At 35.0% G+C, this 24,397-nt stretch carries 15 protein-coding genes and 1 tRNA gene; 11 read left to right on the plus strand and 5 right to left on the minus strand.

The window, feature by feature from the left end; all coding sequences use genetic code 11:
- The first annotated feature begins 124 nt into the window (after positions 1–124).
- The 3 genes from LZZ90_RS00470 to LZZ90_RS00480 all read left to right on the plus strand — a co-directional run bounded on the left by LZZ90_RS00470 (position 125) and on the right by LZZ90_RS00480 (position 9,056).
- A complete protein-coding gene (locus tag LZZ90_RS00470) occupies positions 125–6,646 on the plus strand; it encodes a PAS domain S-box protein (RefSeq protein ID WP_237788720.1) in 6,522 nt (2,173 codons plus the stop codon).
- Between the two features lie 49 nt (positions 6,647–6,695).
- Positions 6,696–8,012, plus strand: a complete 1,317-nt coding sequence (locus tag LZZ90_RS00475) for a hydroxymethylglutaryl-CoA reductase, degradative (protein ID WP_237788721.1) — start codon at positions 6,696–6,698, stop codon at positions 8,010–8,012.
- Between the two features lie 78 nt (positions 8,013–8,090).
- Positions 8,091–9,056, plus strand: a complete 966-nt coding sequence (locus LZZ90_RS00480; RefSeq protein ID WP_370640585.1) for a GYDIA family GHMP kinase — start codon at positions 8,091–8,093, stop codon at positions 9,054–9,056.
- Positions 9,057–9,103: 47 nt separating this feature from the next.
- On the opposite strand, the gene LZZ90_RS00485 is transcribed toward LZZ90_RS00480, so the two are convergent.
- The 5 genes from LZZ90_RS00485 to LZZ90_RS00505 form a co-directional block, all read right to left on the minus strand.
- Complete coding sequence (locus LZZ90_RS00485) at positions 9,104–11,206, minus strand: SurA N-terminal domain-containing protein (RefSeq protein ID WP_237788722.1); 2,103 nt, start codon at positions 11,204–11,206, stop codon at positions 9,104–9,106.
- Positions 11,207–11,308: 102 nt separating this feature from the next.
- The gene (locus tag LZZ90_RS00490) at positions 11,309–11,485 is read right to left on the minus strand and encodes a hypothetical protein (RefSeq protein WP_237788723.1); all 177 of its coding nucleotides are present in this window, start codon (positions 11,483–11,485) and stop codon (positions 11,309–11,311) included.
- Positions 11,486–11,492: 7 nt separating this feature from the next.
- Positions 11,493–12,053, minus strand: coding sequence for an LPS export ABC transporter periplasmic protein LptC (gene lptC / locus LZZ90_RS00495; protein WP_237788724.1), 561 nt, complete (start codon positions 12,051–12,053; stop codon positions 11,493–11,495).
- Between the two features lie 5 nt (positions 12,054–12,058).
- On the minus strand, positions 12,059–13,321 hold the full coding sequence (locus LZZ90_RS00500) for an outer membrane protein transport protein (RefSeq protein WP_237788725.1): 1,263 nt from the start codon (positions 13,319–13,321) through the stop codon (positions 12,059–12,061).
- Positions 13,314–14,048, minus strand: coding sequence for a type III pantothenate kinase (locus LZZ90_RS00505; RefSeq protein ID WP_237788726.1), 735 nt, complete (start codon positions 14,046–14,048; stop codon positions 13,314–13,316). The genes LZZ90_RS00500 and LZZ90_RS00505 overlap by 8 nt, the downstream gene beginning before the upstream one ends.
- A 129-nt stretch (positions 14,049–14,177) precedes the next feature.
- Here LZZ90_RS00505 and LZZ90_RS00510 point away from each other — a divergent pair.
- The 8 genes from LZZ90_RS00510 (at position 14,178) to LZZ90_RS00545 (ending at position 24,321) form a co-directional block, all read left to right on the plus strand.
- Positions 14,178–14,250, plus strand: a tRNA-Phe gene (locus LZZ90_RS00510).
- A gap of 635 nt (positions 14,251–14,885) precedes the next feature.
- The gene (locus LZZ90_RS00515; RefSeq protein ID WP_237788727.1) at positions 14,886–17,318 is read left to right on the plus strand and encodes a hypothetical protein; all 2,433 of its coding nucleotides are present in this window, start codon (positions 14,886–14,888) and stop codon (positions 17,316–17,318) included.
- Between the two features lie 165 nt (positions 17,319–17,483).
- On the plus strand, positions 17,484–18,410 hold the full coding sequence (locus tag LZZ90_RS00520) for a hypothetical protein (RefSeq protein ID WP_237788728.1): 927 nt from the start codon (positions 17,484–17,486) through the stop codon (positions 18,408–18,410).
- A 95-nt stretch (positions 18,411–18,505) separates the two neighbouring features.
- Positions 18,506–18,805, plus strand: a complete 300-nt coding sequence (locus LZZ90_RS00525) for an AlpA family transcriptional regulator (RefSeq protein WP_237788729.1) — start codon at positions 18,506–18,508, stop codon at positions 18,803–18,805.
- Positions 18,806–18,903: 98 nt separating this feature from the next.
- Positions 18,904–20,340 carry a hypothetical protein gene (locus tag LZZ90_RS00530; RefSeq protein WP_237788730.1) on the plus strand — a complete coding sequence of 479 codons (1,437 nt, stop codon included), beginning with the start codon at positions 18,904–18,906 and terminating at the stop codon, positions 20,338–20,340.
- Between the two features lies 1 nt (position 20,341).
- On the plus strand, positions 20,342–22,078 hold the full coding sequence (locus LZZ90_RS00535; RefSeq protein WP_237788731.1) for a DNA polymerase: 1,737 nt from the start codon (positions 20,342–20,344) through the stop codon (positions 22,076–22,078).
- Positions 22,079–22,098: 20 nt separating this feature from the next.
- Positions 22,099–23,010 carry a hypothetical protein gene (locus tag LZZ90_RS00540; protein ID WP_237788732.1) on the plus strand — a complete coding sequence of 304 codons (912 nt, stop codon included), beginning with the start codon at positions 22,099–22,101 and terminating at the stop codon, positions 23,008–23,010.
- Between the two features lie 69 nt (positions 23,011–23,079).
- On the plus strand, positions 23,080–24,321 hold the full coding sequence (locus tag LZZ90_RS00545) for a site-specific integrase (RefSeq protein ID WP_237788733.1): 1,242 nt from the start codon (positions 23,080–23,082) through the stop codon (positions 24,319–24,321).
- Positions 24,322–24,397 lie beyond the last annotated feature (76 nt).

Raw genomic sequence — 24,397 nt, forward strand, 5'->3', positions numbered from 1 at the left:
TTTTTAAAACTGTTTATCGATAAAAAAACAAAATAGATTCACAAAAAAACCTATTTATCAGTTAAATTTGTTAAATTTATTATATTCTTGTCATTTCTAAATCGAAAGAAGCGACCCTTCGAGTATGCCAAAAAAAATAGCTTTTTTAACTTTTTTTCTGCTTTGCTTCCAAAACAGTATTGGACAGGTTTTTGATTATGAAATCCTTAACCAAAACAACGGGCTTCCTTCTTCAACTGTCTTGGCCGTCACTCAAGACAGCCGGAATTTAATCTGGATTGGAACCGATGGCGCAGGCTTGGTCTGTTACGATGGTAAAAACTTCAAAATTCTAAACAAATCGGAAAATGCTGAAGGCTTTTTTGTAACCGACATTACCGAAGATTCCAATAAAAACATTGTTGTTTCAACCAAATACAGCGGATTACTGGTATACAACGGTCAAAAATTTATCAAGGAAATCCATCGGGACAACAACCTTATAAAAGGCACCTACGTTCAAAAACTCCTGAATTCCGACCAAGGGGTTTATTGCTTTACCGATCAAGAAATCTTCCTTTTAAAAAAAGATTACAGTATCGCTTTGACAGCCCGTTTTGGAAAAGAAATAACTTCAATCAATTCCGTTTTTCACGACAGTTTTGGCAACTTTTTTATAGGTACCCAAAGCGGCGTTCTAAAAATCACCAACGGAAAATTATCCGATTTTGAAAAAAACAATCTTAAAGGTTACACCTGCATAATCAAATCCGAACCCGATGAGGCATTAATAGGAACCTACAAAGGAGAACTTTTTCGTTTGAAATGCAAAAGCGCTTCCACTTTTGAAATGAAACTGGAGGAGCATATCCTGCTTGAAAATGGCCAACCTTTTTTTATCAAAAGAATGCTTAAAGGAAGAAGCGGTTTTATCTGGATGGCCGGGGACAAAAAACAAGGGTTAGCCATGCACATGAAAAACTACACCAGTTTTATCAATGAAAGTAATGGCTTTACAGGAGAAAACACATTCTGTCTGTTTCAGGACAAAAGCGGGCAGTTGTACATCGGAACCTACGGCACAGGTCTTTTCCGTACCAGTTCGCAAAAATTCTATAATTACAATAACATTCCTGAGTTAAAAACACCGTATATTTTTTCACTCCTTACCACTGAAAAAGGACTTTATGCCGGAATCCTGAACAATGGAATTTACTACTTTGAAGGGGATCAGTACCGGGAACTTGGCCTCAAAAAGAAATACCCGAACGGTTATGGAGCGCTGTGCTTTATCAAAAACAACAAAAATGAGATTTTAGCCGGAACCAACAACGGAATTTATAAAATCACAGAGCACGACCTCCTGCCGGTGAAAGCCAATTCGCAATTTCCAGAGCAAACGAAAATCAACATTATCAAACAAGACCAACAAAACAGGTATTTTGCCGGCGCTTTAAATGGCTTGTTCATTTTGGATGACAACCAGAACCTGATTACCTGGATTAAAAACTTTGTGAACAAAGTTCCTTCCAATGTTTCAAGCCTGGAACAGATAAATGAAAACCAATGGTATATTGGAACCAATACCGGAATCTACCTGCTAACTGAAAAAAAACAAAACGAATTTACCTTATCTTATCCCATCATCTTAAAAACAATAAACACCTCCTGCAAAGATAGTTATGGTAATTTTTGGTTTGCCGGTTCCAATGCCTTGTATTGTGTAAAGGGCAATTCAATAAAAAAATACACCCAGGATACCGGGCTTACCTCCACGTTAATTTTCACCCTATCAGCCGATAAAAACGCAAACATCTATTTGGGTACCAACTTAGGAATTGACAAACTAACAGTAGATCGTGAGGGTAAAATCATCAACATTTACAATTATAATTCGCAAAACGGATTTCAAGGACTCGAAACCAATTCTAGGGCGCAAACCACTGATGAAAACGGCAACCTGTTTTTTGGAACTGCAAACGGCTTATTTAAATACTTAACCAATTACAAGTCCAAAACCAAAGATGTTCCGATTTTAAAAATAACCAATTTGGATGTTTTCAATCAGTCCAGAAACTGGAACAAGGAACAGAGTTTAAGCCAAAACTGGTTTAATGTCCCCGCACAAGGCTATACTTTCAAGACAGATGAAAACCAGCTGACCTTCAGTTTTGGGGTAATCAATTTCAAGAACGATTCGGAGGTTTACTATTCCTATCATTTGAAAGGTGCCGACGAAAACTGGAGCACACCCTCAAAAAACAATAAAGTCACCTATTCCAATCTCAAGTACGGAAAGTACACCTTTCAAGTACGAATCGTGGACAAACTCGGAAACATCAAAAGTCCAATCACTAATTATTCATTCAATATTGAGGCTCCGTTTTATTACAAATGGTGGTTTTTGCTTCCCATTTTTGGTTTGATTGGTTTGTTTCTTAAACTTATTTTTGACCGAACTGCCACTTACAACAAAGATTTTATTAAAAACGTTTCCGATTCTGATGAAGGAATTCGTGAAATCAGGACCTTCTTTTTCTTCTTAGCAATTATTTTTCCTTTAACAGAGGTTATCAATCTGTATTTTATCCCAAGGGGAAAAGCAGAACTCTTAGTCAATATTGCTCTTGGAATCATCTTTATCTCTTTATACACCTTATCGAAAAAAACTAAGGTTATCAATAAGTATTTAAGAAGCTTTTTTATTGGGATGTTGCTTATTTATTCAGTATATGTGATTTTTAAAATCGCTTCATATCCCTTTGAATTAATTACCTATACCGAATTTTTACTGATTGTTTTCTTCTCTTATAGTGCTTTTGCCAAACAAAGTCAGTACGTCATTTTTGTAATTGCCCTTTTTACCGTTCTAATCATTTTGTTATTAAACATTCCTTCTGAAACCAAACAACTTATTACTTTAATCAATACTTCTTTTATTGTTTTGATTATCAACTACGCCAGAAGGATTTCCATTTTAAACAACAACGACAAAATCATCTTTTCCAACAGCATCATCAACAATTCCAATTCACTGACCATAGCTACTGATCGATTTGGAAACCTGAATTTCTGCGGAAAATCCATAGAACGAATCTTGGGCTATACTCCCGAGGAAGTGATGGGAAGCAACTTCTGGAAGCTTACCCAAGACATAGACTTCAAAGAAATAGACTATAATACCGTTTATGTACCGGATTCCGTATACACCCGAAAACTTAAGTGCAAAAACGGGGAATACAAGTTCATTCAATGGACCGACCAGAAATACAACGACAATCTTTTTGTGGCCAACGGGCAGGATATCACAGGTAAGATATTGGTAGAAGAGCAGTACCGCAATCTGGTTCAGTTTGCTTCCGACATTATTTTTGAGGTAGACCGATTTGGTTATTTTACTTTTGTAAATCAGTTTGCCGAAAAATCGCTTGGTTACCCAATTGATTATATTTTAGGCCGTCATTTCTCTAGCCTTATCAAACCGGAACACGCTAAAACAATAGAAGAATATTACATTAGACAACGGGAAAACAACGGTGATTTCGAAAGTATAGAGTTTCCGATCATAAAAAGCAATGGAGAGGAAATGTGGGTATCGCAAAAAGTGACTGTCAAAAAAGACGAGCACGGCAAGACAAACGGGTATTCGGCCATTGTTAGAGACATTACGAAACTCAAACAACTTGAAATAGAAGAAACGAACCGTTTACAGAAAAGTTACCGCATGAATAAAACGTTAAACGAGTTATCTACGCTTAACTTTTTAACCTACCGCAGTCAAAACAAACTTATTGGTCATATCTTAAAAGAAGCGGCCAAAGCCTTAGAAATAAATCGATCCAGTTTATGGAACAAAACCGCTGAGGGTTTGGAATTGTTTTGTCTTTATGTGAAGGATGAAGAACAGTTTACCGATGGAGTCAAACTCAAAAAAGAAGATTTTCCTATTTACTTCACTGCCATTGAAAGTCTGCCTTTTATTGTAGCCTCGGACGCACAAAACCATCCTCAAACGGTTGAATTTAAAGATGTTTACTTTAAAAATTATGAAATAAAATCGTTGTTAGATTTTCCAATCTATGTTTCCGGAGAATTAAAAGGAGTAACCTGTTATGAAAATACGCACGAGATACGCAACTGGACTTCGGACGAAATTAATTTTGCCCGAACCATTTCCGACATTATTGCTCTAGCCATAGAAACCCTGAAACGTAAAAAAGCTGAAGAGCTGATTATTTACAAAAGTGAGATTTTAACCTCCATTGCAGAAACTACCGACAAGCTCTTAAAAAGTTCCAACCTTAAGGAAATATTCGACGAATCTTTACGTCAAATTGGGGAAGCTACAAAAGTAGACCGAATGTATTATTTTGACAACGACCCACTCACCAATTTAATGAGCCAACGCTTTGAATGGACCAGTCGGGAATCTTTAAAGGAAATTGATAATCCGCAACTCCAAAACATCCCCCATGACATTTATCCGGAATTCATGCAGGTGATTACCAAAAATCAGCCTTATCGTGCTAAAGTCAAAGAACTGGAAGAGAGCGCTTTCAAATCGATATTACAGGAGCAAAACATTCTTTCCATTCTAATTCTACCGATATTCATCAAAGGCAACTTCAATGGTTTTATTGGTTTTGATGACTGTACCGAAGAAAGGGATTGGTCTTATGACGAGATTACCATCCTTCAAACCTTTACCAACAATATTGCGGCAACTATCGAGCGCATCAACAACGAAAAAACAATCAAGGAAAACGAAGAAAAATTCCAATTGTTGGCCAACAACATCCCGGCTACCGTTTATTTGGTTAAATACAATAAAGAGCGAACCAAAATATTCTTAAATGATGAAATTGAAGCCTTAACCGGTTACTCCAAATCCGATTTCTTTAACGGCAAGATTTCCTTATTTGATCTCTACCATCCCGATGAAAAAGAATTTGTAAAACGCGAGATCGAAAAGGCTATACACAATAAAAGACCGTTTCATATCTCTTGTCGCATCATTCAAAAAAACGGCAACATCGTTTGGATTGAAGAATACGGTGAGGCCATCATGGTGGAAAATGAAATTTCATACATCGAAGGTGTAGTTTTGGACACCACCGAACGAAAAAAAGTTGAAGAGGCCATTAAAGCCAAAGAAGTCGCTGAAGCTGCCAACAATGCTAAAACTCAGTTCCTGGCCAATATGAGTCACGAAATTCGAACCCCGCTTAACGGAATTATTGGCTTCAGTAATTTGCTTTTAAAAACCCAGCTTTCCAATGTACAGGAACAGTACATGATTACGGTGAACCAATCGGCTGATGCGTTACTGGAAATTGTAAACGACATTCTGGACCTTTCCAAAATTGAGGCCGGAAAACTCGAACTGGACATCACCAAAGCCAATTTGCACGATATTGTAAACCAGGTAACCGACATGGTTAAGTATTCGGCTCATGAAAAACGATTGGATTTAATCATCGACATCAAAGAAGACATTCCCTGCCTTATTTGGGTAGACGAAATTCGTCTGAAGCAAATTCTGATAAACCTTTTAGGCAACGCAATCAAATTCACTCAGGAAGGAGAAATCGAGCTCGAGGTACAGTACGAAAAGATATCCGAAGAAAAATCAAAAATGAAATTTCTGGTAAAAGACACCGGGATTGGGATTAAACCCGAAAACAAAGAGAAAATCTTCGAAGCTTTTTCACAGGAAGACAATTCAACAACCCGAAAATACGGCGGAACCGGACTTGGAATCCCAATTACTGACAGTTTACTCCGTTTAATGAAAAGCAAACTCAAGGTAGAAGACAACCCTAACGGGGGAAGTATTTTCTTTTTTGAACTGGAATTAAGATCCGAACATTGCGGATCGCTCAAAATCATCGACAACAATCAATTAAAAAATGCTCTTATTCTGGAGTACAATGAACATTCACTCAGCATTTTAAAAAGGATGTTCGAGCATTACGGCATCAATTCTTATGTGAACCAAAATTATCAAAACGCTTATAAGTACAACCCTGATGTAGACTTTTTTGTAGCCGATTACGAGCACATTGGAAAAGAAGGACTGGAAGAACTGCTCAAGTTCGAAAAACCGATCATCTTGATGCAGAATTCCAACAGCAACAACATCGATTTCACTGATAAAAAACTAATTAAGCCTATTGTCAAACCCATTAAAATCCATTTTTTACAATCGATTCTTAATGAAATTAACAATCCAGATCTGGCTATAGCAGTTTCAAAAAGCACCCTTTCAATTCCCACAGAAAAATATACCGAACCCATCAGTATACTTATAGTCGAAGACAATAAAATCAATATGCTCCTAACCAAAACATTAGTTAGTAAAATACTCCCACAAGTACAAATTTTTGAAGCCATAAACGGGGAAGAGGCCATTGAAGTATACAAAACTCAAAAACCAGACCTGGTACTGATGGATATTCAAATGCCGATACTCAACGGATACGAAGCTTCCAAAAGAATTCTGCTCTTAGATAGCCGAGCCATTATTATTGCCTTAACGGCAGGAATCATTGAAGGCGAAGAAGAAATGTGTTTCAATCTCGGAATGAAAGATTATATGGCGAAACCCATCGACAAAGACGTATTGGAAAGCAAGCTCGTTAAATGGGCAAAAACGCTAAAAAAATAAATTTTCAATTGCGAAAGCGTATCTTTGCCCCAGAAATAAATCAAAACCAATGACCAAAGCAGTAAGCGGATTTTCGAAATTATCGAAAGAGGAAAAAATACACTGGATTACCACCAATCACTTCTCCAACCCTGAACAAGCAGCTCAGGAAATCAAAAAATACTGGAATTCCGACTCCGACTTGCAAAAACTCCACGATGAGTTCATTGAAAATACCATTTCCAATTTCTATTTGCCTTTAGGGGTAGCGCCCAATTTCCTGATTAACGGAAAAAATTACACCATCCCAATGGCAATAGAAGAAAGTTCGGTGGTGGCTGCCGCAAGTAAGGCCGCCAAGTTCTGGTCTAACAGAGGTGGGTTCAAAGCAACGGTGATCAGTTCAGAGAAAATTGGTCAGGTTCATTTCATTTATAAAGGCGATACTAAAAAACTCAAAACGTTTTTTACTACTATAAAACCAAAATTCTTTACTGATACTGAAAGCATTACTAAAAACATGCAAAAAAGGGGAGGCGGAATTTTGGAGATCGAATTAAAAGACAAAACTGCTGAATTGGAAGATTACTTCCAATTGCATGTTACCTTTGAAACTAAAGACAGTATGGGCGCGAATTTCATTAATTCCTGCCTGGAACAATTTGCCAAAACCTTAAAAGAAGAGGCAAAAACTTTTGAATTGTTTTCCGAAGAAGAACAAAACATTCAGGTAGTTATGAGCATTTTGTCCAACTATGTTCCTAATTGTATTGTTCGTGCCGAGGTTTCCTGTCCGGTCACCGATTTAAAAGAAGACAAACACATCTCACAGGAAGAATTTGCAGAGAAGTTCATTCGTGCAGTAAAGATTGCAGAAATAGAACCTTATCGGGCCGTTACCCACAATAAAGGGATTATGAACGGTATCGATGCAGTGGTTTTGGCAACCGGTAACGACTTCAGAGCAGTTGAAGCAGGTGTTCATGCCTATGCGGCCAGAAACGGAAAATACAGCAGCCTTTCCCACGCCAAAGTTCAAGACGGTATTTTTACCTTCTGGATGGAAATCCCATTGGCTTTAGGAACTGTTGGCGGACTAACCGGTTTACACCCTCTGGTTAAGATGTCTCTACAAATGCTAGGAAATCCTTCAGCACATGAATTGATGCAAATTGTGGCAGTAGCTGGCCTGGCGCAAAATTTTGCGGCTTTGCGCTCTCTTACCACAACAGGGATTCAGCAAGGTCATATGAAAATGCACCTGATGAACATTCTAAACCAGTTTAATGCAAGTGAACAAGAACGCAAGGAAGTGGTAAAACATTTCGAAAAACATACCGTGTCCCATTCGGCAGTGGTAGATTATCTACAGACCATCAGAAAATAAAATTAATAAGAGCTTTTCCCGCTATCCGCTGTATCTTTTCCCGGTGACTTCGAGCGCTTTTTTGGTGACTGAGGTTTCTTGAAGTCCCGAAAAAAGGATGCCGCTGCTATCGGGGCTAAATTCAGAGATTTGAAAACGACCTTTTACAGCAACGGGAAATTATTACTTACAGGAGAATATGTCGTCTTGGACGGTGCCTTGTCTTTGGCCCTGCCAACCCAATTTGGACAATACCTGCACATCAGCCCCGGAGAAAACAAACAAATCCATTGGAAAAGTTTCGATTCCGATAAGACCCTTTGGTTTGAAGATGTACTTTTATTCAACGAGATCATTACCAAAAAAGATTTTGGAATAGAGCTGGGTATTAAAAACACTTTAGTTGAAATTCTTCATCAGGCATTTCTCCAAAACCCCGATTTTATAAATAACTCTGAAGGATATTTTATAACAACTGAACTAACCTTTCCAAGACTATGGGGGTTAGGAACTTCCTCAACCCTTATCAATAACATTGCACAATGGTTAAATATTGACGCTTTTGAATTATTGCACAAAAGCTTTGGCGGGAGCGGCTACGATATTGCCTGTGCTCAAAACGACACTCCGATTACCTATCAATTAACAAATCAAACACCTCAAGTCACTTCGGTAAACTTCAGACCGGATTTTGCTTCTCATTTGTATTTTGTTTACTTAAATCAAAAACAAAGCAGTAAAACCGCTATCAGCAATTACTACAACAAACAACCCCGAATTGAAAAAACCGTAACAGATATCTCCAGCATCACCAATTCAGTCCTTAAAACAGAAACACTTTCTGAATTTACTCATTTGTTGGAAAAACATGAAGCATTACTTAGCAAAATTTTAGAGACTGCAACAGTAAAAGAATCGCTTTTTGAAGATTTTTCCGGAACGCTAAAAAGTTTAGGCGCATGGGGAGGTGATTTTGTCTTGGCTGTCTCGGAAAAAGATCCAACAAACTACTTCAAAGAGAAGGGTTACACAACAATTCTGCCCTATGTTGAAATGATAAAATAAAAAAAACGCTCCAAAAAGGAGCGTTTTTTTATTCTTTATTCATTCGATTATTGAAAATCTACTCGGTTATCTTCGATCTTAGCTGCTGCTTTAAGCGCTCCGATTACTTTACCATATACTGAACCTTGCTCTTGTGCTTTCACACGAGTTACATAAGGTGTATAGTTAGGCAATGCAGGTGCTTTAGCAACACTCTTAGTACGTACCATGAAAACTCCGGTTTCACCATTGATTAATTTAGAAGTTTTTCCAGCTCCTAAACCGAATGCTTTACCAACTACTTTTGGCTCATTTCCGATATTCGGAACCAATGGATTTTGTAAAGAAACTCCTGGAGCCGTTAACACAGTCGCGCCGGTATTTTTAGAAACCTCTTCTAAAGTAGCCCCTTTCATTTTAGCCGCAATTTTTTCTGCTTTTTTCTCGTTCTTCAAAATTGGCTCTACTATTTGTTTAGCTTGAGTCATAGACATCAAACCAGTTTCATTTTTCGATTTTACGCGAGCAATGATGTGTCCTTGCAAATTGTCGAATTTCTTAACATCACCTTCTTTGGTTTCTTTATTGAAAGCCCAAAGTACTACTCCTCTTTGAGAACCAACATTTGGAAGATACTCATCTAAACCTGAAACTGTTGCTGGATTAACAGTCAGCTTCATTTCTTTAGCAACTTTTTCGAAGTCTTTATCGTTTGCATCGGCTTCAAATTTAGTAGCCGTTGCATAAATTTTATCTGCAGTAACTTCAGATGGCTCAATCTTACGGGCTACAGTTGCTAAACGAACTGCATCGTATTTAGCATCAACTTTAATAACGTGGAAACCGAATTCTGTTTCAACTACCCCAATTTTTCCGACCGGATTACCAAAAAGGAAATCATTGAACGGTTTAACCATTTGGTTTGGAACAACATTATCGTAAGCTCCTCCGTTTTGTTTTGAACCACTATCATCTGTGTTGGTCATAGCCAACATAGGGAACATTCCTGGGTTTGCCTGAGCCTGAGCTAACAATTCATTTGCTTTAGCCTGTGCTTCTTCTTTAGTTCTTTTTACTGCTACTGGAGCTTTACTTCCCGTATAAGAAATTAAGATGTGGCTTACTTTAGCTGATGCACCTGCTTTTCTTCCCATCATTTTTGACAAACAGTAGTACCCGTTGTGAATGTATGGACCGAAAACATCGCCTTGAGCTAGGTTAAACAATTGCTCTTGACTCTCTAAAGGCAAATCTTTTTTAGCAATATATGTAGAATCGTACTTAATATCTGAATTTGAATTCACAAACTCTTCCGTGTTAGAAGCTGCTTTGAAGCCTGGCAAAGTATCATTCTGAGCAGTTTTGTCATTGTATACCACTCTTCCTGACAACAAACCATTGATCGTTGTTTTCATTTCAGCCTCGTCTGCAGCAGACGGTTTGTTTTCAATAAATACAAACTCGATATCACGTGTGTTTTCAGACTTGTATTTCTTAGGATGTTTTTTCATGTAATCCATGATTTCAGAATCAGAAACTTTAACTTCTTCATCTTTAATTGCGTTGTATCCTAAAGTTACATATTCGAAATCAACTTTGTTGTTTTCTTTTTCGTAAGCAGTTTTAGCTTCCCCTTTTGTAGTATACACTCCCGATTTAATTAGCGTATAGTACATTTGCTCGGTAGCCATTTCACCAACCTGTTTCTCATAATCCAACCATGCATTCCACTGCTCTGGCTGGGAGTTCTTGATTGTCGCTAAATATTCATTGAATTTATTTACGTCGAAAACTCCTGCGCTGTTAAGAAACTGAGGATTTTGAGCAAAACTTGGGTTCTGTTTCATAACGTTTACCAACTGGTCTTTCCCAATTTTCAACCCTAATTTTTCGAACTCAGCGCCCATTAAAATTCGCTTCACTTCTTGTTCCCAAACCGAATTGGAAGCCTGAGTACTGCTAGTACCTTGTCCTCCTTTTTCCATGTTGGAAACTTTTTGCAGAAATTCCTGTGCTGAAATATCTTCTCCATTAACGCTACCAATATTTCTTGAAGTCTTGTTGAATCCACCATTTTGGATTACATCGCCTACTACGAATGCTAACAAGCAAAATCCAATAACTCCAATAAGTAATATGGAACGTTGTCTAATTTTTGATAAAACTGCCATTTTGTTAGTTAAATTTTTTATTCAGAGGGCGAAAATACAATTATCTATCAAATAATAAAATAGTACACAAAGTTTTTTAAGCCCGGTTTTTAATTATTTATGTTATTTATGCATTTTGTCTGCGAAATGTTTTCGGAAAAAAAACATAAAAATAGCCACACCTGCGAAAAGAAAACTTAAAATACAGTTTTGCCCTTCCTGGTATTTCACTATCCCATCATACAAAAAAAGTACGGCCATAACCGCATAAATCACATAAACGTATTTGAATACTTTCATTATAAAATCAATTTAATTTGGTTACCTGTCCCGAACTGTTCTGCATATTAAAAACCTTAAAATCCTTACTGAAATCTACTCCAGGACCTTCAAGATAACCACCAGCGGCATCGGTATATTTAAAATGCTTTTCGGTAAAAAACCACTCATTCTTCTGATCGTAGTACAATTGCTCGGTCTGTAAAAGCTTCCCGTCACTTGATGTAATTCTCACATTGCCCTGCAAATCAATGATATTTGTTTTAGCATAGCTGATGGCATAATTGGCATCTACATAACTTTTCTGGTTCTGATCATCGTAAAGGGTAACATGAACCCCTTTAGGAAATTCGGTAAACGGATACTTAAGCGTCCCATAATCCAACATTTTCGGACTCTCTAATATCGCTTTAACTTTTCCCGAATCGGTGTACTTCAAATTTAAAGTATCTGCTTCTCCGGTGGGGGTAAAACTAACCGAATTAATTTTCTGAACTTCTTTGAAATTGCTTTCACAAGAAAACAATAGAGTCGCAACAACTGCCGCGACTACTAAACTCAGACCATATTTAATCGTGTTAAACAACATAAAAATTAATCATATTTCGGCTTAACAAACCAACGATCACCAATAGACAATCCGAAACTTACGTTAAAATAATTCTCTTCCACCAAACCGTTGCTTCGGGTTCCTCGTTTTCCGTATTCTAATCCTAAATTAATTTTCGAGATCACGTTTCCAACTGGAAATCCAAATCCTAAAGTAACCGCATTGTCAATGATACTTCTGCTGTTAATTACCAATCCTGTATTTTCGTAACGGTAACCCACTCGGTAGGTAATGCGATCAAAGTAACTTGTAAAGGAGTTGTATTTTGGAATATAATATCCTCCTAATGAGAAACGCTCTCCTTTTCTGTGTGAAAAAGTAAAGTTCCCGCCGGTATTTACAACTGTAAAATCATTTTTACCCTGTACTACATATTCAGCAGCGGTAAACCATTTCTTCATATCCCCAAATCCCGAACCAAAAGTTAGTTTAGACGGCAGTGTTAATTCGGTATCTGCCAAAGTAACTTTTGTATTACTATCTGCTTCAATAATTTCTGCCCCTGACGAAGAATAGGTTACTACCGCAACATTTCTGGTGTTTTCAGAAGTAATTTTTGTTTTTGGCGAGAACATTACATTGGCAGCAAAAGAATATTTACCACTTATTTTTTTCTGGTAATATGCCCCCAGGTTTGTTGAAAAACCACTGTATTTGGAGGTATTTTTGGTTCTGGAAGACTTAAGTATATCCTTCATAGTTACAACGGCCTGTGTTTTAGTACTACCAAAATTGTACTGAAAATCTGCACCTACACTTAATTCAGGTAAAATTCTATACGAAACTCCTGCAAAAACTCGGTTTACAGCTCCTTCACCGATAAAACTTTTATGCTGATCCGGATCTGTAGAGGTGTCAAGTGATTGGATTTTATACCCTACATTAGAATAAGGCATCAAACCAAAAGCCGCACCAAACTTCCCCATAGGAATCCCTACAGCAAGATAATCAAGCGTGGTACGCTGGGTTTTTTCATTTTGAGTATTGGTCTTAAAATTCGTTCTGCTGTTAGTCCCTCCAATGGAAAAAGAAGTAAACTTTAAAAAAGCATAGGAAGCCGGATTCTGCAAGTTAACATTAGTCGTATCAACAACAGTACTAATTCCTCCCATTGATCTGTTTTCTACTGTTCCTCGGAATTTCACCTCTCCAAGTCCGAAGTTTGAATAAGGTGAGGCCGTTCCTTCCTGTGCAAAAATTGAAGTTGAAAAAAGTATACTAATTCCTAAGATTATCTTTTTAATCATTGTCGCTTATATAATTATGTAAGTGGTTTAAACTTTCTAAAAGAAAATTTGAATTGGCAAATATGGTGCTTTTTATGTTTTTAGCCAAAAATTCCGCATCACCTCCTGTTAAAATTACTGTTAAATGTTGATATTCTTGGCGATACCGTTCAATAAACCCTTCAATTTCGTTTACAATTCCGTTTACAACACCGGAATGAATAGATTCTTTGGTGGAATTTCCAATAAAGCCTTCGGGTTGCTCCAAAGTAAGCAACGGCAATTTGGCGGTATAATTGTGCAGAGATTCATAACGCAATCGAAAACCGGGTGAAATTGCACCGCCCAAATAATTGTTTTGAGCATCGACAAAATCATAGGTAATACAAGTTCCTGCATCAATAATTAAACGATGTTGCTCCGGAAAAAGCAAAGTAGCTCCAGAAGCCAAAACCATACGGTCCACTCCTAAAGTTTTTGGGGTTTCGTATTTATTTTGAAACGGAAAATGGGTTTCGGAAGAAATTATATTCAGATTTGAATGTCTGCGCAGCAAATTTAAAACCGATTCATCCAACTTTCCCACCGATGAAAACACGGAAAAGGTAATTCCAGAAAAATTTTTAAAAATATTTTCAATTTTTTTTTCAGCTTCATCTTTCAGAAAAACAGCGTGCATCAAAATACTATCTTTCTCAAATACAGCAACTTTAATTCGGGTATTCCCCACATCGACGGTTAAAAGCATGTTTACTTGTTTGTGCAAACAAAGATACAAATTGATTTTTTTAAAAAATTGTTTTGCATAAATGAAAAATGGTTCTATATTTGCACCCGCAATCAACAAGCAATACACGCTTAACGAAAGCAACAAAAAGGTACCTTAGCTCAGTTGGTAGAGCAACGGACTGAAAATCCGTGTGTCCCTGGTTCGATTCCTGGAGGTACCACATAAAACCCTTGATATCACTGTGATTTCAAGGGTTTTTTAATGCCAAATACGAAAAATGGTCAAACTTTGCTCGCCAAGTCAATAACGGCAACACTTCGCAAAGATCTCATTCACATATCCGCTCAACTTTTACTGAAAAACTGAAAGCGATTTTCACCTTTAAAGATTCTCTGCAATACATTGTAAATAAACGGACTTAAAGGATGGAATTGTATCGATTTTTGACAGCATCTTCATTCTCGAATCAAAACCAATTAACTTATTTCAAGTAGTCCATATTTAAGAACGATTTACCTCTTAGGTTTTCGAACAAATCAGGTTTTAACAAACTAGACATTTCTTCTGAAACTAACACAAATCTTATACAAAATTTCATAGTAAGTTATAAAGTAATTTTTGAAATAACGAGGAAACCCTAACTTTCAAAAAAACAACTCCATCGTGCGTAAAAACTGTTCGAAAATGATTAAAAAATTATATATTTGAAACAGAACATCAATCAAAGATATCTCTCAAAATACCACTTCTTCATTTAGTTTAATAGTTCAAACAGGCATTTTAGAGGAAATGATATTAAAATATAGATTCAGAAATTAGTTACATTTACAGATCAAGCTTATTCAATCAGCAAAAATGGACAAATACGAACTAGGACGTAAAGTTATAGAAGATTTAAATTGTGAATTTAAATCTTTAGACATTGAAAAATTTAATGAAGCTGACACCAGATTCAGATTTATAGATACCATATTGACACAGTGTCTTGAATGGGATTTAAAAGACATTAATAACGAAGACGTAAAAGATGGCAATTATGCTGATTACAAACTAAATTTATTCAGGCCAGTAGCGGTTTTAGAGGCAAAAAGAGTTGGAAATTATTTCGAATTACCTGTGGGGAAGAAAAAAATAATTATGCCTTTAAAATCTATTTGCAAAGACAATCCAAATATAAAAGCTGCACTATTACAAGTTAGTGGTTATTGTCACGAAAGAGGTATACAAATTGGTATCATCTCTAACGGATGGCAAATAATAGCATTCATAGCCAACCGGAATGATTCAATTTCCCCTTTGGATGGGGTAGCACTTGTAATCCCATCATTAGAAGTTTTCTTGAATAATTATAAAGAGGTTTGGAATTGTCTATCAAAAATTGGCTTTCAAGAAGAATATTTAACAAAGAAGCTTGTAGGCTCAACTGAAGAAGTATTGCCTCCTAAATTATCATCAACAATAACAGATTATCCGGGAATAAAAAACAGAAACCCTTTTCAGGTTGATCTTGAAATTTTAAGTGATTTAGTACTTGAGGATATAATTAGGGAAAAATCAATCGAAAAGGATTTTTTATCTGAATGTTATTGTAAAAGCGGATCGTTATCACAATATTCCATCTTAAGCAAACAAATTCTCAGCACTAGATATACATATTTATTTGAGAGCAATGATAAAAAAGCCACATTAGATCAAATTGCAACCAAAAAAGGAATTTCTGGCGAACTATTAGAACTTTTTGCAAATAGCATGAGCAAAAGACCTATTTTATTGATAGGTGATGTTGGTGTAGGAAAATCCACTTTTATTGACAACTTACTATTAGTTGAAGCACCTCAAGTATTTGAAAAATCTATAACTTTTAAAATTGACTTAGGTTCTAAAGCAATAATCTCATTAGATGTCAGAGTCTCGATAATTAAAATTATCAAGGAGCAATTACAGGATTTATACAACATAGATATTAACGATGATGATTTTGTTCGTCATGCTTATTTTTCTGAGCTAGCAAATTTCAAAAAAAGCGTTCAAGTTAAGCGATTATACGAAATTGATTTAAACAAAGCTATCGAAAAAGAAATAGATTTTTTATCTGAATTAGTTTCTGATGAAATCACACATATCAAGAAGTCATTGGAACACATTTCTAAAAATCAGAAAAAGCAAATAATTGTATTTATTGACAACTGCGATCAAAGAAATGACAATGACCAAGAAACCGCTTTTCTGGTTTCCCAAGAGTTTGCAGCTGATTGGCCTGTGGTTGCATTTTTATGCTTAAGACCTGAAACTTTTCATCGAACCAAAAAGAAAGAAGGTGCATTAAGTGGATATCATCCAAAGGCTTTTACAATTGCACCCCCAAGAATAGATGAAGTTATAATCAGAAGATTATCATTTGCTCAAAAAATCACAAGTGGCGAGATACATTTAAGTAATTTGCAAAATAAAACAAGCTTCTCAAAGCTAGATGAATTGATAGAATGTTTTAAAGAATCCTTAGAGGTAAATCATGGTTTGTATAAATTTTTCGAGAATGTATCTAACGGAAACATACGGATTGCCATTGAACTAATTAAAAAATTTTTTGGTAGTGGGCATGTTGATACTGAAAAAATTCTAAATATTATTGAAACAACAGGAAATTACACAATTCCAGTTCATGAAGTATTACGGAGTGTGATTTTTGGCGATAATATTTATTACAGTCCTTCTAACTTGGAAATAACAAACATTTTTGATGTGAGAACAAATGATTCAAAAGATCATTTCACAATTTCATTTATTCTTGGAATACTCAATGACTGTTCGGTAAACAACAGAAATGAAGGTTTCATCGAAATTACTGAAATTTACTCTCAGATGCAGAAAATTGGCTACATCCCATCGACAATTGATTTAGCCTTAAACTTCATGTATTCTAAAGGGTTATTCGAAACCTCAGAAAAAGGTAATGTATTAAATATAGAGAAAAACAATTTAAAAATTAGAGCTACTGGGACTGGAATTTATCATTTAAATTATTTAATAAATTCGTTTACTTATGTAGATGCTATTATAGTAGATACACCCATTTTTGATATTGAGTCAAGAGGAAAAATCACGAACTCTCATGACATAAATAAAAGACTAGAAAGAACGAAATTATTTACTGATTATCTAGATGGGGTATGGAAAGAAAACAACTTTCAAAACTCTCATTTTCTTTGGACACAAAAATCCAAAGAACTTCGAGAAGATATTGATAAAATTATTGGTCGTGTTAAAACAACACATACTCAGCCATAAAAAACTTAAATGTGATACACTCTGTACCACACAAAATCTTAAATAAACCGCATTAATTGCGGTTTGTTTAAGATGGAAAACAAATGAGGTCCAGAAAATGGTTAATTTTTCTCAAGAAAATCTATTTTATCATTATTATTTTTGTCTACAGCAAAACTAATTAATATGAGATTTTCAGAGCCTCAATTGACTAGAGTGGATCCTATATCTGCTTTAAAAATACTTTCTGTTGTTAGAGACTTCACCAACTATGATATCGAAGCCTTGAAATCTGGAAAAGATTTGAAAACAATTATTGAAGACCCGAAATATACATTAGAAGAAAAATATCTTATTTTAAAGAATATTCTAACGCATCTGGATTTAAAGAATAAAAATTCATTAGCTAACAAAAAAATAAAAGAATTTGAAGCTTTAGGTAATTCCGAAGCTTTTGAAGCTTTAGATAAATTAACTGACTATTATAATAGTATCTGCAAAAGTTGTAAAAGTCAACTCATAATGACAAAAAGACATTATCAAAAAAGCTTGAAATTTGATTCAAAGATTGATAATTTCAATGAAAGTGAGCGAGATACAAAATTCTATGAATTAGGAGAATGGGAAAGACTTCCTTTAATTTATAAAAAACATGAATTTATTAGCTTTTTTCATCAAGAGTTGGGCAATTTTTTTAGTGAAGACCAAATAAATGGAATACTGAACAACTCATTTGACTACACTATTGAACAACCCTCTATTCGTTTATTGGCAATTGAGTATGAAGACAGCGCTGGAGTTCATAGAGCATTTCACAGAATATATAAAAAGTATAAAGAAAGACGAGAAATACTAAAAGATAAAGCGATCAGCCACAGTGTTAAAAAATCCAAATCGAAAGAAAGAAAAAAAGAGGATTTGAAGTTTAGCAGAAATGACTTTATGCAAAAAATTAACGAAAAACACTATATCAAAGCCACCAATAAAATCAACTTCGCTATTATTATGTTTCTGTCTTTTAAAAAGATAAGAGAAAATTATTTAAATAACTGTGATGATAATAAATCAATACAAAAATTTTTTCAAAGCTTATCATGTAATATAAAATGTTAAAATATGTAAAAAGTACGCAAAAAGTAACCGATTACACATTTTAAAAAAATCATAGGTCCAATCAGTTAGTTTTACCAAAAATTAACTAGTGACATATGAAAGAAAAAATACAGTATTACCTAACCAACTTATTTTCAGAATTGGAAAACTCCATTTCTAATAAAGTTGAAAATTCAGTTGAAAGAGCTCTATCAAAACATGATTTTAGCTCAACAAGCACAAATTCATCGTTATTAACCACGGACGAATTAGCCAAACACCTAAGTGTTTCTAAATCACACATCAACAAACTACGAAAGAAACATAAAACCTTTCCGGTTATAAAAATTGATGGGGCAGTTCGTTTTAAAATTTCAGAAGTAGAGACTTTCTTTCATAACCTAAACGACAAATAAGGGTTATGGAGGAACTTATTATATTCGTTGTAAAGCAACGTGGTGCCTATAAGTTGAGAAAGTTTCTCTACTATAAATTTCTAGAATCATTAGGCTTGATGAGATTGTCTTCTAATGCAGGGACATTTATAGTTCTTGAATTAGAAATGTACTATGTAAGAATAGATGAGAAAAATTTAGCTCCTTTCATACAAAAGAAAATTATCGAGTGTTATCCTGATGGAATGGATGACATCTCATTAGAAACAGTTTTAGATTGCGTACTTGACGATTACAATTATGCTTTCAGTGAAAAAGCACTTTCTTTTGGTGAACCAATTCTTTACGAGTCCAATATAGACACCAAACACAAATCTTTCATGCCTTTTCAAAATGGGGTCGTAGAGATTAGCTCTAAAAGTATTGAAAGGTTAGAGTTAGGTTCCTTTCCACACAAACGCATTGACTCAGATATTATCCAGAGATCTGTTGAAATTAAAGGGGCCCAATTTCTCAAAGGAGAGTACACCAAGTTTGTTTGGTTATTAGCTGATAAATCCCTTCATCGTTTTAAGGCATTTGTTACTGTGATTGGGTACTTAGTTCATCGTTATAAAGACCCAGCCAATCCTAAGATAATCATTCTACTTGACCAAGTAGCCAATGACAGTAATGGTGCCAATGGTGGAGTTGATAAATCTTTACTTATTAAAGCTTTATCCTATGCTTTAAGGATTTTTGAGATTGGTGGCAAGTCTTTTAAGACCGATTACACTTTTACTTATGATGGAATTGATGAGCAGACAGCAATTATGCTACTAAATGATGCGCCTAAAAATGCTCATTTGGATTCATTTTTTAATTTCAGCACCGATGCCATCACCATACACAGAAAGTACAAATCGTCATTGATTATCCCTTTTGAAAAATCTCCAAAGGTCGTGATTACTACTAACCACATGATTAAACAGACTCATGGCAACAGTTCTGAAAGACGTAAATATCAGATTGAGCTATCTAATCACTTTGGTGCTAACCATACACCTAAAGATGAATTTGGTCACTTGCTGTTTTTGGATTGGGAAGCCGATAGTGAGCAGTGGCACCACTATTACAATTTCATCTTCTTCTGTGTTCAGTATTATTTGTGTTTCGGACTGATTAACCCTCCTAAAATCAATATTGACAACAGAGCTTTGTTAGCAGAAGTCGGTGAAGAACTCATTGAGTTCTTAGACGAGAAACTAGCCGAAGGCATTACCAAACTTCACAAACAAGATTTATTTAACGAATTTGTTTCAAGTGGTGCAATTATTAACCGTAACAACCTACCTGCTAAAGGTACTTTTACTCGTAAAGTCAAATTGTACTTTAACTATAAAAACATCGATTTCAAAGAGACTCCTTCTGACACCAAAAAGTACTTTGAAATTATTACGGATAAAACCATTGAAGAACTGACCCAAAAAGACATCAATTCAGTGGATACTGACTATAAACTTGTTGATACACCTATCAAACTCAAAAAGGCTATAAAAGACCTAAAAAACTCTTAAAATGAAATATTTAGCGTTCGATTTAGAGACCACAACTAAAGACATCCATAGTTGTGGGTTACTTGGCTTTGCCTTATCCGTGGCTCCCTATAAGGGTTATTACATTGCTTATACTGATGATGAAAATTATAATAAAACAGTATTAGAGACTCTCAAACCATTATTTGAAGATGCTTCCATTGAAAAGATTGGACATAATCTAAAGTTTGACATCAAAGTTTTGAAACGTTATGGCATTACTGTTAAAGGGCGTATTCACGACACTATGGTTGCAGACTATGTTTTATTTCCTAATCGTAAAAAGCATGGACTAAAACTACTTTCCATACTACATTTCAATTACAAACAAATTGAGTTTGGTGACATAGCCATTGGACCACAAAAAAATAAAACGCTTGTTGGTGTCGACCTTAAAAAAGTTACTGATTATGCCTGTGAAGATGTAGATCAGACTCTTCAATTGTATAGCCATCTTGTGCCACAAATTTACGGTAAAAATTTACAAGAGATCTATGATTTGGACTGCGCTTTAGTGTCTGTCATAGCTGATATGGAAAATAACGGCATTACCATTGATACTTTAAAAGTAAATGCTATTGCTGATGATTTAACTAAGGATTGCGAAAGGCTTTTATGTGAAATGCAGTCATACACCAAAAAAACATTCAATATCAATTCTACAAAGCAATTAAATGAATTTCTATTTAATGAATTGCAAATAAATCCTATTGGATCTAAAGGCAAGAATGGACTATATAGTACTTCGCGTAAAGTCCTATTGCGCTTAACCGCTCAACATCCCGTGATTTCAAAAATTATTGAGTATCGTGGTTTGGTAAAAGTGCAAAAAACTTTTATTCCCGCACTTGGTAATATCAATCCTGTAACAGGGAAATTACACACCTCAATTAATCAGACTGTTACCGAGACAGGACGATTGAGCAGCAGCAATCCCAACCTCCAAAACATTCCAAGTCGAACATCAGGCAAAAGGTTACGCGAAGTATTTACAGCCTCTTCACCTAACCACATACTAATTGGAGCTGACTATTCCAATATTGAACTTCGAGTTATGGCTGCAATCAGTATGGATAAAACAATGATTCATTCCTACAAGAACGGCATTGACCTACACAGTTTGACAGCTGCCAAAATATTCAACAAACCATTTGATACTATAACAAAAGAACAACGCAATGTTGGCAAGATTGTCAATTTCGGTCTTATCTACGGTATGTCTGCTCATGGACTCAGAGAAAACCTCTTCGTTAACGGAGGAATGGACTACTCTTTAGAATTCTGCGAGCAAATGATTCATGACTATTTCGAGTTATACCAAGGAGTTGCCAAATGTCGTGAAGAATTAATCTATGAGGCTACAATCAACAGCTATGCTCAGACATTATTGGGTCGCAAAAGACCTCTGAAAGACATTAACTCCCTTGACCCTAAAAAGCGTGAGAATGCAAAGAGACTAGCACTTAACACACCTATTCAGGGAACTGCTGCTGACATCATTAAAATTGCAATGGTCAATATCCATAAGCGCATTCTTTCAGAGAATCTGCAATCAAAAATGATTCTTCAAGTACACGATGAGTTATTATTTGACGTACCCAATGATGAGGCTGGGTATATGTCAGCCCTAATTAAATACGAAATGGAAAATGCATTTACCATGATCATCCCACTAGAAGTTGAACTCAAAACCGGATCTAACTGGTCCGAAACACATTAATAATCTTTAAATATAATATTATGAGGCAATTTGATTACATAAAATTGGAACAAAATGGTGTTTATTACATAGACAAACAGCACCTTATTGAACATCCTACTATCAAAAAAAGGAACCATATTAACACCCCAGAAAATATCTTCGAAGGGAAACCCTTGTTTGGTAAAAACATTGACATTTATTACAATGAGGAAAAATCATTTTTAAGCATTTCTTGCAGTTTACCATATCTAACACATGGTCACAATTATTGCAATTACTATCCTTCTGAAGCATTTGAAACAATAACCCTCCTATCAAGAATCTTAAAAGTTGACCTATTTAAGTCGACTGTAAAACAGTATGAGTTTGCTATAATTCATAATGCTCAAAGTCCAACTTCGGATATCCTTAAAAACATTTTGTCTATACAAGGATCGAATCTGCTAAAAAAGGAGAAATATATTTCTATTTATTCAAATCCAAATTTTGATTTCAAAATCTATGATGTCAAATATAATCTCAAGAAAAAACCACCTAAAGTTCTTTTTGACAGTATAATTTTTGAAAGCGAGAATATTGTTAAAACCGAAGTAAAATTCTTAAAACCTAAAAATCTAACATTAAATCAATTATTGAAATCAGATTTCAGACCTGAAATAGCAATAATTGAAGAAGTTCTATACCAAAAGCTAATTTATTCTTCTATATCAAATGCGATCGTCGGTGAAAAATTTGATGACATCCTTTATTATACACTACAAAAAATTGGACTGATTTGTGATGTTGACATAAACAATTTCGTCCTACAAACTATTGATGAAATGAACATTTCCCACAGCAAAAAAACCGCTAGAAGGAACTCATTAAAAGTAAAACAACTTGTCATTTCAGACTCAACAAAAAACAAATTCATTACCAATGATTTAAACTATGATGACCTATCCTTTTAAAAATTTATTGAATAAAATAAAAAGTAGGGACCTTCCCGAAAAATTGTACCACTTAATAAAATTGTAATTATGGCTATTCTTAAATTGATTGTAAAACAGTCTCAGTCACAAAAAAAGACTAAAAGTAATATGTATATGCTAATGTACCGTTACACACACAAAGAACCATCTGTATATTTTTATACTGGAAAAAATATTGACATTCAATATTTTGATACTAAAAACCAATGCATCAAAAAATCATATTCTGGTTATAACAAATTCAACGTTCTACTTTCCAAACAAAGGCAAAAAATTGAAGATTTTATCAATTCTGCCTTGGCAAACGACATTGATCCGACAAGTACATACATCAAAGCACTTTACAATGGTGATAAACAGGAAAAAATCAAAAAAGTATCAATTACTTTTTGGGATTTTGTAGACTTGTACATTAATGATGCTAAAATGAAATTGAAACCCAATACACTTAGAAGTTATAATAACATCATTAACAATCTTAAAGCCTATGAACTTAATAAAGATGTTACTTTAAATTGGGAAAGTTTCGATACTGACTTTTATTTTTCATTCTTTGATTTCTATACCAATGTTAAAGAACTTGGAAATAATGGTTTTGGAAAGATCATTAAAGTTTTAAAGTCTATTTTAAATAGTGCTACAGAAAGAGGTTATAATCATAGTATGGCGTATAAGAGTCGTGAATTTAAGGCTCTAAGGGAAGAAGTAGACAACATCTACTTAAGCGAGGAAGAACTTAAAACGATAATTGATCTGGATTTAAGCTATTGTAAAAAATATGAACAGGCGAGAGACTTGTTTATTATTGGTTGTTACACTGGTTTGCGCTTCAGTGATTTCTCAACACTTACCACCAATAATATTTCATTGAACAGGATAACTCTCAAAACCCAAAAAACGGGTGCAAGAGTGGTCTTACCGCTATTCCCAGAAGTAAAAGCGATTCTTGACAAATATAACGGAACACTCCCAAAAGTATATTGCAATCAAAAAATGAATCAATATTTGAAAATCATTGCCAAAGAAGCTAAACTTAATGAGATGATTGAAAAAACACATACTAGAGGAAGTAAAACCATTAAGAAGTTTTATCCAAAACATGACATGGTCTGTACACATACCGCAAGACGGAGTTTTGCTACCAATTTATATAAAAGAGGAATTGACACACTGGCTATCATGCAGTTAACCGGACATTCAACTGAAAAGTCCTTTATGAGTTATATCAAAATATCAAAAGAAGAAAATGCACAACGCATTTTAGATCAATTCCTAAGCAAATCGGCTTAAGGGTGATATCTACATATCAGAATTAAAGGATAGCGAAATGCTATCCTTTTTATTTGCGTCAAAAACACATGTTTGC

The organism is Flavobacterium sp. SM15, from assembly GCF_022012335.1.
Lineage (GTDB): Bacteria > Bacteroidota > Bacteroidia > Flavobacteriales > Flavobacteriaceae > Flavobacterium.